10 protein-coding genes are annotated in these 9,230 nt (G+C 68.7%); 6 read left to right on the forward strand and 4 right to left on the reverse strand.

The window, feature by feature from the left end; genetic code table 11:
* Window positions 1-65 precede the first annotated feature (65 nt).
* On the reverse strand, window positions 66-842 hold the full coding sequence (locus ACIBQX_RS49015) for a methyltransferase domain-containing protein (protein ID WP_397017408.1): 777 nt from the start codon (window positions 840-842) through the stop codon (window positions 66-68).
* 294 nt (window positions 843-1,136) lie between these two features.
* On the opposite strand from ACIBQX_RS49015, the gene ACIBQX_RS49020 reads away from it, so the two are divergent.
* The 4 genes from ACIBQX_RS49020 to ACIBQX_RS49035 all read left to right on the forward strand — a co-directional run bounded on the left by ACIBQX_RS49020 (window position 1,137) and on the right by ACIBQX_RS49035 (window position 5,190).
* Window positions 1,137-1,610 carry a hypothetical protein gene (locus tag ACIBQX_RS49020; RefSeq protein WP_397017410.1) on the forward strand — a complete coding sequence of 158 codons (474 nt, stop codon included), beginning with the start codon at window positions 1,137-1,139 and terminating at the stop codon, window positions 1,608-1,610.
* Complete coding sequence (locus tag ACIBQX_RS49025; protein ID WP_397017412.1) at window positions 1,607-2,302, forward strand: hypothetical protein; 696 nt, start codon at window positions 1,607-1,609, stop codon at window positions 2,300-2,302. The genes ACIBQX_RS49020 and ACIBQX_RS49025 overlap by 4 nt, the downstream gene beginning before the upstream one ends.
* Window positions 2,303-2,399: 97 nt before the next feature.
* Entirely contained in the window at window positions 2,400-2,945 is a 546-nt protein-coding gene (locus tag ACIBQX_RS49030) for a hypothetical protein (RefSeq protein ID WP_397017414.1), read from the forward strand.
* 748 nt (window positions 2,946-3,693) lie between these two features.
* Complete coding sequence (locus ACIBQX_RS49035; RefSeq protein WP_397017416.1) at window positions 3,694-5,190, forward strand: hypothetical protein; 1,497 nt, start codon at window positions 3,694-3,696, stop codon at window positions 5,188-5,190.
* A 165-nt stretch (window positions 5,191-5,355) separates the two neighbouring features.
* Here the strand turns inward: ACIBQX_RS49035 and ACIBQX_RS49040 are convergent, their stop codons facing one another.
* A complete protein-coding gene (locus ACIBQX_RS49040; RefSeq protein WP_397017418.1) occupies window positions 5,356-5,778 on the reverse strand; it encodes a DUF6924 domain-containing protein in 423 nt (140 codons plus the stop codon).
* A gap of 237 nt (window positions 5,779-6,015) precedes the next feature.
* Between ACIBQX_RS49040 and ACIBQX_RS49045 the strand changes: the two genes are divergently transcribed.
* Together ACIBQX_RS49045 and ACIBQX_RS49050 are read left to right on the forward strand one after the other, a co-directional pair.
* Entirely contained in the window at window positions 6,016-6,759 is a 744-nt protein-coding gene (locus tag ACIBQX_RS49045; RefSeq protein WP_397017420.1) for a DUF6461 domain-containing protein, read from the forward strand.
* A 395-nt stretch (window positions 6,760-7,154) separates the two neighbouring features.
* The gene (locus tag ACIBQX_RS49050) at window positions 7,155-7,802 is read left to right on the forward strand and encodes a hypothetical protein (protein ID WP_397017422.1); all 648 of its coding nucleotides are present in this window, start codon (window positions 7,155-7,157) and stop codon (window positions 7,800-7,802) included.
* 343 nt (window positions 7,803-8,145) lie between these two features.
* Here the strand turns inward: ACIBQX_RS49050 and ACIBQX_RS49055 are convergent, their stop codons facing one another.
* Complete coding sequence (locus ACIBQX_RS49055; RefSeq protein WP_397017424.1) at window positions 8,146-8,385, reverse strand: hypothetical protein; 240 nt, start codon at window positions 8,383-8,385, stop codon at window positions 8,146-8,148.
* 90 nt (window positions 8,386-8,475) lie between these two features.
* On the reverse strand, window positions 8,476-8,991 hold the full coding sequence (locus tag ACIBQX_RS49060; protein WP_397017426.1) for an RNA polymerase sigma factor: 516 nt from the start codon (window positions 8,989-8,991) through the stop codon (window positions 8,476-8,478).
* Window positions 8,992-9,230 lie beyond the last annotated feature (239 nt).

The following is a 9,230-nucleotide window of genomic DNA, read 5'->3' on the forward strand; positions in this document are numbered from 1 at the left end:
CCGCTCACCGTTTTGCGCGACAGCCTGCCTGGAGGCTCAGCATGAACAGTCGATCAAGCTCGCCATCACCCCGGAACGTCAGCCGCCACCAAGAACAACAGGGTCGAAGCGAGGAACGGCTGAGAGCCGAGCCCTTCGAGCCACCCTTCGGCCTCGGGCTCGAGATAACCGGCATCGATGGCCCGGACCACGTTGCGACGCAGCCCGAACACCTGATCGGCCGTGGTGAAGTCACGGAATACCGGCGCCACCGTCGCCACAGTCCGCACCATAAGGCCCGCCTCCACGCACAGCCGGGCCAGGCTGCGGCCGATGGTCGCGTTGCGGACCATCTCCGCGACCAAGAATCGGCTCAGCCCTCGACTCATGGCCGGCTGAGGGGAGTCGATCAGCAGCCCCTCCCAGTCGGGTTCGGCCATGACGATCCGCCCGCCGGGCCGAGCCACCCGGCGAAACTCCGCCAGCACCTGCGCCGGATCAGCGACATGCTGGAGCGCGCGGTCGGTGCGAGCTCGATCGACAACGCTCTCCTCCAGCGGCAGCGCATGGACATCGCCGGAGCGAACCTCGATCAAGGGCTGTCCCGCGAGGCGGCTACGAGCTTCCGCGATCATCGCCGGATCCCGATCGATCCCGATGACCTGGCCGGTCGGCGCGACAGCGGCTGCCATCGCCGCCAGGTCGGTCCCCGGCCCGCAACCGAGATCGAGCACGGTCTGCCCGCGCTGGAGATCGAGCAGTTCCAGCACCTGCTGCTTATAGCCCCGGCCGGCCGCGCTGGCGGCCACCTGGTCGAGATAAGCGATCGGGTCAGGTCTAGACAAAGAGTCGCTGCTGATCATGATCACAGCCAACCAGACATGGATGCAGTTTCCGAGAAGAAGGTGTCGAGATCTCGTGCATCTCGCGCGCGACTCCCACGATCCAGGCACTCCACGCCTGGCGATCGTTACCTCTTATTCGCCATAACTTGCCACCTGGCCTGCGACCAAGCCCTGCACCGCGCCAACGCCGCCCGGACCCGCCATGCCCGGCGCACCGCCGGCATGGACGCGCTGTTCGAGATCCCCGAGGCGACAGCCCTGCTGTCCCCCGAGCACCCCCGCCTCATCCAGCCCCTTCAAGGGAGATGACCCATGTCCATCACCACTGCCATCCCCGCGACTGGCTCCGTGCCGCCGAACCTGGCCGCCATCGCCACCCGCTCCTACAGCGGCCAGGCCGCCCGCCGCTTGGCCGCCGTCACTCGGGCCGCCAAGCAGAGCGCCGGCCTCGATGTTCTCGATCATGTCGCGCTGGCGTGCCTGATCGGCGCCGGTCACGCCGCGATCAGCACTGACCACTCCGGGCGCGGCGTCGGCTACCTCACCGCGGCCGCCCGGGCGCTGGACGAGCACCGCGGTGACCCGCTGGCCGTCCATGAGGAGATCGCGCTCATCGACGCCCTGCTGGCCGCCTGTTACGCGATCGCCGGAGGCCCGGCTGAGCAGATCGCCGTCCACCTGGGCCGGGCCGCCGCCGAATTCGACCGGCTGCCCGAGCAGGACGCGCTGATCCCACGGGCGCTGCTGGCCCTGGCCTACGCGCTGGCCGCCAAGGCGGCCGCATGAGCACCACCGACACCACCGACACCACCCCCGCCCTGAGCGTCGACGCGCCGCGTCTGGTCCGCCACCTCGACAAGAGCACCGGCGTGCCGCAGGCCCGCTTCACCACCCACGTGCTCGGCGAGCGGCAGATCCGCACCTACACCGCGATGTGCCGGCAGGCCGGCCGCCGCCCCTACGAGCTCGCCGGCGACCTGCTGCTGGCGGCCATCCGGGACGCGCAGCGCGATCCCGAGGTCCAGGAGGCGATCGCCGAGCTGTCGGCTGTCCTGGACGCCGACAGCGATGGCCCGGCCTGCCGGATGTGCGGCTGCACCGAGAACGCCGCGTGCATCGGCGGGTGCGCCTGGGTGCCCGACCCGCTGATGCTGGGCGAGCTGTGCAGCGCCTGCCAGGCCTTCATGGGTCAGGCGGAGGAGGCGGAGCCGCAGGAGGTGTCGGAGCCCGACGCGATCGCCGCGCTGCTGGCCCGTCTGCCCCGCGCGGACGCCGCCGAGCTGCTGCGGCTGGCCGGTAGCTGCCCGGCCGCGCACATCGCCGGCTTCGCCGTCCAGGCGGCCGACCTGCTGGAAGGGCTGCGTGCCGAGCTGACCGCCGTGGTCCAGGCCGCGCACGGCGAGGCCCTGGCCGCGCAGGAGTGGCTCGCCTCCCTGGAGAACGACGACGACGCGCTCGCCGAGCTCGGCGCCGCCTGACCATGCCGACTCCGCCTCGCCTCCCGCACCCCGCCGAGCCCTCGCCCGCTTGCCCGGGCGAGGGCCTGGCCCTCAGCCCCATCCCCTGGAGGAGCACATGAGCCAGACCTCAGAGCAGGCCATCACGGTGCTGCTGAGCGAGTACGACGCCCTCAAGGCCGAACAGCGCTCCCGGATCGGCTTCCGTGACCAGCTGCTCTACGCGGTGCTCACCGCGGCCGCCGCCATCACGGCGGTCACCGCGACGGCCGGACGGCTGGAGCTGCTGCTGGTGCTGCCCCTGGCCGGGACCGTGCTCGGCTGGACGCACCTGCACAACGACCACATGATCACCCAGATCGGCCGGTACGTGCGCGAACGGCTCGGGCCACGCCTGCACACGCTGACCCACCACGACGCCGGCGACAGGCCGCCGATGTTCGAGTGGGAGAGCGACCACCACGACCCGCGCCACGCCTCACGCAAGCTGCTGCAGCTCAGCGTGAACCTGACCGCCTTCTGCCTGCCCCCGGTGGCCGCCCTGATCGTGGTGTGGGCGAGCGGCCCGCACCCGGGCGTGCTGGCCGTCTGTCTCGCCGAGCTCGCGATCGTGGCCGTACTGGCCACGCAGATCATCGGCTACGCCGACCTGGCCCGCTCCTGATGACGCCAGCTGCCACGATCGCCTGCCCGGTCCTCCCCTGTGAGGGCCGGGCAGGTCGACGTCCGCGAACGGCGGGGCAGGGCGCGCAGTTGCTGCCTGCCCGGCCGCTGGCCGACGTCGGCCAGCGCATGCTCACGCAGATTGCGTCGCCCAGCGCGGTAGCCGCCGACGCGCGACGCACGAGCGGGCGTCAGCAGCCCGTCAAAGGCGCAAAACGGGCACTGGCCAGGCTTTCTGACAAGCGTGCCGCACTTGTTGTCAAGGAGATCGCCCTTTTTGTCAGGATCTCTGGTAGGAGTGATCAATGCACAGCGGTGCCGTTCGCGGCCGGGACCCACCCGCGCCCGAGCGGTGTCCGGCTGCGCCCCCGCTGTCCGCTTTGCCTGCGCTTGATGCTGCGTTATGCGCGACACGCCGGGGTTTCTTTGCCCGCGACCGTGTCCTCACAGCCTGTCAAGGTGGAAGGATGCTGGACTGACTCGACTTTGATCACGCCGGGAGGCGACCAGGACAACAAAAAACGCCCCGCTGGCTGCGGGGCGTGGACAACAACTTCATTGAGTAGAGCGCGTCTAGTTCGATCAGCTCGGATGCTTTGGCCGGCTACAAGCGGATCGACGTCGACGGGTTTTCGCACGTCTGGAGACCGACGATAGCAGGCACCCAGGCGGTTAGCCCACCATGCCCTGGCATCGACACGCCGGGATTTTCGGCTTCCGCTGTCCCGATCCCTTCCGCAGTCCCGTCCGTGGCCCAGCTCGAGGCCCTGGTCGGAGAGTTGGACGAGCCCCGGCTGTTGCGCGTCCCGCATTACGAGAGCGCCGATGAGCTGCCGCGGGTGCCCACGGTGTTGTGGTGGCGGCTGCTGCGGCTGCTGATCACGCGCGGGGAGCACCTGCACCCGTGCGCGGCCCGGATGGCCCAGCACGCCGCGCTGGAGGCCGACAAGCGCGGCCGGATCGACGACATCAACGCCTTCCTGGACAAGTACGCCGCCAAGCACCTGGTGACCAGGCGGACCGCGTGGATCGATCTGGACCGGCTGCTGCAGGCCGGATGGATCCGTCAGGCCCTGGCCCCGTGCCCGGGCCGCAAGGCGCGCTACGCGCTGGCCGCGGACCTGGCGGCGCTACCGGACGACCTGCCCAAGGATCTGGCGGCCGAAGTGCGCCGGCACGTCGACAACCCGATCACCATCGCCAAGGGCGGCCAGACCAAGGCCGCCGTCGATGAGAACCTGGCCGACTGCGAGGTGGTCCGCCACGGCTCAGCGACCCGCCGCGAGCCGATCATGACGGCTGTTGGCTGTGGACGACTTCACACGTCTCCTTATACGCGAGAGGGACTCCCCCCTCCCCTGTCACATCCGTCTCAGGAGTCACACCGGTCGCGTCGGCGCCAGGCTTTTGGGGGCAAAAGTCGCAGCGAGGAGGAGGGCGACGCCCTTTACTTTGTACAGAGCCTGGCACCGGACTGGGCACAGCAGCGAGGCGGCGAGGTCCTCGCCGATGCCGAACTGGCCGAAATCGCCCATCTGGTGATGCTACTGCTGCGGCACATGCCGCCGTCGGAGGCGCGCGAGCTGCTGACCCGCCAGGTCGCCACCGCCGCTGACCTGGCGGGCGTGCTGCGCTGGCGGATCGGCCGCGCCCTGGCCGGGCTGCGCCGTGCCGCCCGGCGGGCCTCCCTGCTGGGGGTCGATGACGACGGCGCCCGCCATGCCGCCTGGCTGGCCGCCAACGCCGCACGCAACGCCGCCAACGCCGGTCGCCGCGCCGAGCTGGTCGACCTGGCCGAACGGCTGCGCCTGCAGGCCTCCGAGCCTCGGATCGCCGCTGAGCGGGCCCGCCTGGATGTCCGTACGGCACCCCGCGACGCCTCACGGCCCTCAGAAGCCCTCAGCGGCCTCCGAGTCCCCTTCCGGGGCCACGCCTCCAGCAACCCCGAGAACGCCGTCGGACGGCAGGCTGGGAACGCTGCTACGCCGAGAATCACGATCACGCCTCCGCCGACCGTGGACGTCGACGACGACGGGGCCCGGCACGCCGCCCTGCTGGCCGCCAACGCCGAGCGCAACGCCGCCACCGCGGTCCGCCGGGCCGAGCTCGTGGAGCGGGCCCGGGCGATCGCCGAGCGGCGCGCCGGTGAGCCCACGAGCACCAGGCCCCGACCGGCCGGGGTGAAACCCGCGCTGGCCGACCGGCTGGCCGCGCTGCTGGCCGGCCGCTCCGGTGGCACGTCATGACCCGCCGCCGCACCTGCCCGGCTTTGCGTCGTGGCGAGGCCTCGCGCGGCCGCCGCGACGCTATTCGGCCCTCGGTACTGGTGGGGTCGCGTATTCAACTGTCGCGAGTTGTCGTTGCCCTAGGCCCTACTGGTGACGTTCCGTGCTCGCCGGAGGCGTGGCGGTTCAGTCGTGGAACCCGCGGAAGACGCCGTCCGCGTCGGCGCTCTCGGCGAACTCGCCGAAGTCCATGTTGGCAATGGAGAGGTTGGCGTGAATCACGGGGATCTCGGAGGGGATGACGCGCATCTCCCATGTGAATTCCAGCTCGATGACCAGGAACGGCATCTCCTGCGAATCGACGGTGACCTTGTCGGCGATGACGAGGATCGGGTCCTGGTAGCCGTCCGGGAGCAGGGCGAGGATCTGCTGCGCGGTAAGGCCTTGATAGGCGGAGTCCTCGACGACCTTCACCTGGCCTGAGAACTCCTTTGCCCAGCCGTCCTTGTCGATGTCGCCGAGCGAGTTTCGTACGGCCTGCCATCGTTCCTGGTCAGAGAAGTCGGCACGCACCACGAGCAGGGCGTCGACTTTGGGCAACATGTCCATCTGACGATCTTCGAGACAATGCCAGTGGCTCCGCAAGCTCACCGACGACCGTAGTGTCCGTAGTGGCGTTTTACTGGTGGAGTCGCCTATACGACTATCGCGAGTTCTCGATGCCGAGGGCCGTGGTAGTGACTTTCCGTGATGTCAGCGGCAATAAGCCGGGCTCTCGGACAGCAGGTGTGCGCGGAAGGGTGAAGTGGGCCTGACTATGTCGGTAGGGCCTGCCAAGATCGCGACATGACCATCGATGCGCTGACGCCGTTCCGCTGGCTGCAACCGCCGTACGGCGAGCGGGGCGACCTCCTCGGCGAGATCTACTGTGTGACCTTGCTGCGCGGCCTCGACCCGGCCGAGGTGCTGCGCCGCTTCGGCGCCCGCACGAGCACGGAGATGAGCTTCGCCGAGCTGGAGCTGGCGGTCTCCGACTTCACGGTGGCGACCGAGGGTGGTGACGGAGGTGGTTATGTCGGAGTGGTCGCCACCGGCGACGGGTGCGCAGCGGTGGAACCGTACGGCTGGTCGGGGACGGGCGTCGGGATGCTGGCGCGGCTGTCGGCCGGCACCGACGTGGTGTCCGTCTTACGGCATAACTACGCCTGCGACTACTTCCACTACGCCGCGGACGGCATGCTGATCACGGCCTTCGACCCGACCTTTCCCGAGCGTCGCTCCGGCGCCGACACCGACCGGCTCGCCGGCCTCATGCGCGAGTTCGGCCTGCCCCTGGAGGCCAGCTCGGACGAGGACGGGGACCAGTGCTACGACGACCTGTTCCGGCACGGCCTCGCACGGATGTTCGCGATGGCGGCCCGCCTCACCGGCGTGACGTTCACCGCTGACCTGCTGGACGGACCACTCCTGGTGGGCGCGATCGCCGACCTGCCACCGCCACAAGAGCCCAAGCCCGGGAAGAGCCTCGGTGTTTTAATCGAGCAGCTGAAAGCGGGAAGCGGCCCTAAGCCTGATCACGGCGCCGCTTAACCCTTATGGGCCTCCGGTACTGACTGGTTACTGGTCAACTCGTCTATTGAACTGTTGCGAGTTTCTCGCTGAAGACGAGCCTCACCATGACTGTCCGTGCTCTCCAGCGGCGTACCGGTTCCAGGCACCACCGCCCTCGTTGAGGAGTCGAGCGGTGGTTTTGTCGTGGTAGCCGAGGGCGTCGGCGACAACCGGGGCAGGCATCTCCAGGAGTTGCTGTCGTATAGCGGCGCCGCGGGCGGCCGCAGCGGGGATGCCGATCTCTCTCAGAAGCGCGGACAGATGGTCGGGACGGCAGGGCTGACCCGCTGGCTCCACTTCCTCCTCTGGCCCGGAGCCTGCGCGGCGGACGCGGTGGCAAGGTCCGGCTCAAACTTCTACTCACCTTCCTCTGGATGCAGACCAAAGACCGCGGAGTCGCACTCGCCTATCCCGCACAGGTCTGGGCACGCCTACTCGATCTCGATCAGCCCGAGACCGCCGGCGCCCGGCGCATCAACGAGGCCCAAGCATGGCTGGAAAAGCACGACTTCATCGTCACCCAGGCCCAGCCAGGCCGCGCCAACAAGGTGTCCGTCTTGAGCGAGGCCGGCGACGGCAGCCTCTACATTGCCCCCGGTGCCGCCGCCAAGGCCCTCAGCAACGAGCCGGACAAGGCCCGGCAGCACTACTACGCCCAAATCCCGGCCACCTTCTGGACTAACGGCTACATCCAGCTCATGACCGGCCCGGGCTTGGCCATGTACCTGATCCTGCTTGACCAATACGCCCTCACCGGCGGTCCACCCCAGCCAGTCTGGATCAGCCCGGCCGCCTTCAAGGCCTACTACGGACTCAGCCAGGACACCCGGGCCGCCGGCGTCAAGAACCTCACCGAACTCAGACTGGTCACCACCGGCCGCCAGTCCATCAACCCTGACGACTTCGACCTCGAACGCATCCGGAACGTCTACACCCTCAAACCCGAGCAACTCGATGTACCAGCCCGCCGCTTACCCCCCAAGCCGTCCGCGGCTCTCGCGACGAGTTCCTCGACCTCGTAGACCCCCACTAACGGCTGAAGGGAGAGGATCACCGGTCCGGGGACGCGGTCGGCGGATGGTCGGCGAGACGTGTTGCCTTCCCCACGCTCAGTCGAAGACCTCGGCGACCGAGACCTTGATCCGCCGGGGATAGCTGTCGACGACGAGATAGGCGTCCCGATCCCGAACATGTCCCCAGCCCCAAAGTGGATCATTCGCGCAGGTCAGAGCACTGGCTCCCGGGCCGGTTTCGGCGGCCTGTGCCGGTCCAGCGGCCCGACCGGAACAGTGCCAGGCGCCGCTCCGGCGCGCTGACCTGCGCAGAAGCCATCCGGGAAGTTGGGCAGAACCCATGTCCCTACCTTCAGGCAAAGCGGTTCAGGTCGCTCGTGTTGACGGTTCCGAGCATCGGGGACGAGGAGATCTGCGTGGCGTCGGGGGGCGAAGAGGATCGGGCATCGTTCTTGTCTTGGGTGGCGGCTCGGCGTTGATGAAGCTCGCGGAGCCTGCCCTCGATGTCGATCATGGAGGCGAGGGAGTCCAGCGCGGATGCCGTCGTGCGCTCCAGGTAGTTGTCGAGGGCGACGTTCGGGTCTTCGGCCATGTGGTCACTCCTTTCCTGGTCGTCTAGGTGCCGATCAGCGTCTAGCTGCTGATCGGTCTAGGTGCTGATCGGCACCTAGACGTTGATGGGTTAGCCGACGTCGCCCATGAGCTTCAGGAGCTGGGCGATCGTGGCCCGGCCGTGGCGGAGGTGCGAGCGCACCGTGGCCGGGTTGCGGCCGGTGAAGGCGGCGATCTCTTCGGCGGTGAAGCCCTGGATGTGCCAGCCCATGACCTCACGGCGGTCTTCGGGCATGTTGTGCACGATCTGCAGGAGCTCGCGCACGCCGTCGTTGAGGTCTGCGGCGGGCGCGAGGTGCTTACCGCGCATGTAGGCGGCCTCGGCGGCCGCGGCGTGCGCGGCCTTCCCGCGGAAGGCGCGCACCTTGTTGGTGACGGCCCGGCGGGCGTACGCCAGCGGCGTGTCGATCGTCTCCCAGCGGTCGGCGATGGAGACCATCACGTCCTGGACGAGCTCCTCGGCCTCGAAGCGGGAGACCCGCTGCGACATTCCGTAGAGGACCAGCTTGGGGAAGTCGTACCGGTAGTACTCGTCGAACGACGAGGACTTAACGGTCGGCTGCTGGCCTTCGGGAGAAGTGAACATAGGGGACGCCCTTTCCTGTATCTCTCCACGTCCTCAGCCCGGTTGCCGAGGAACGCAAGTGGAGAGCCGGCGCCACGATCGGGGGAGGGTGTCTCCTCAAGGGAGATCACCACCCCCCCTCGGACGCAGACGGCGGCTAGATACATCCGGGCTCCTTCATCGGAATGGGCGGCGCTGATGCGCCCCTGTCACTATGTAGACGCTTGGACCCGGAGAACGTGCAAACCGTCCCGAAGATT

It is taken from the genome of Nonomuraea sp. NPDC049714 (assembly GCF_044465295.1).
Lineage (GTDB): Bacteria > Actinomycetota > Actinomycetes > Streptosporangiales > Streptosporangiaceae > Nonomuraea.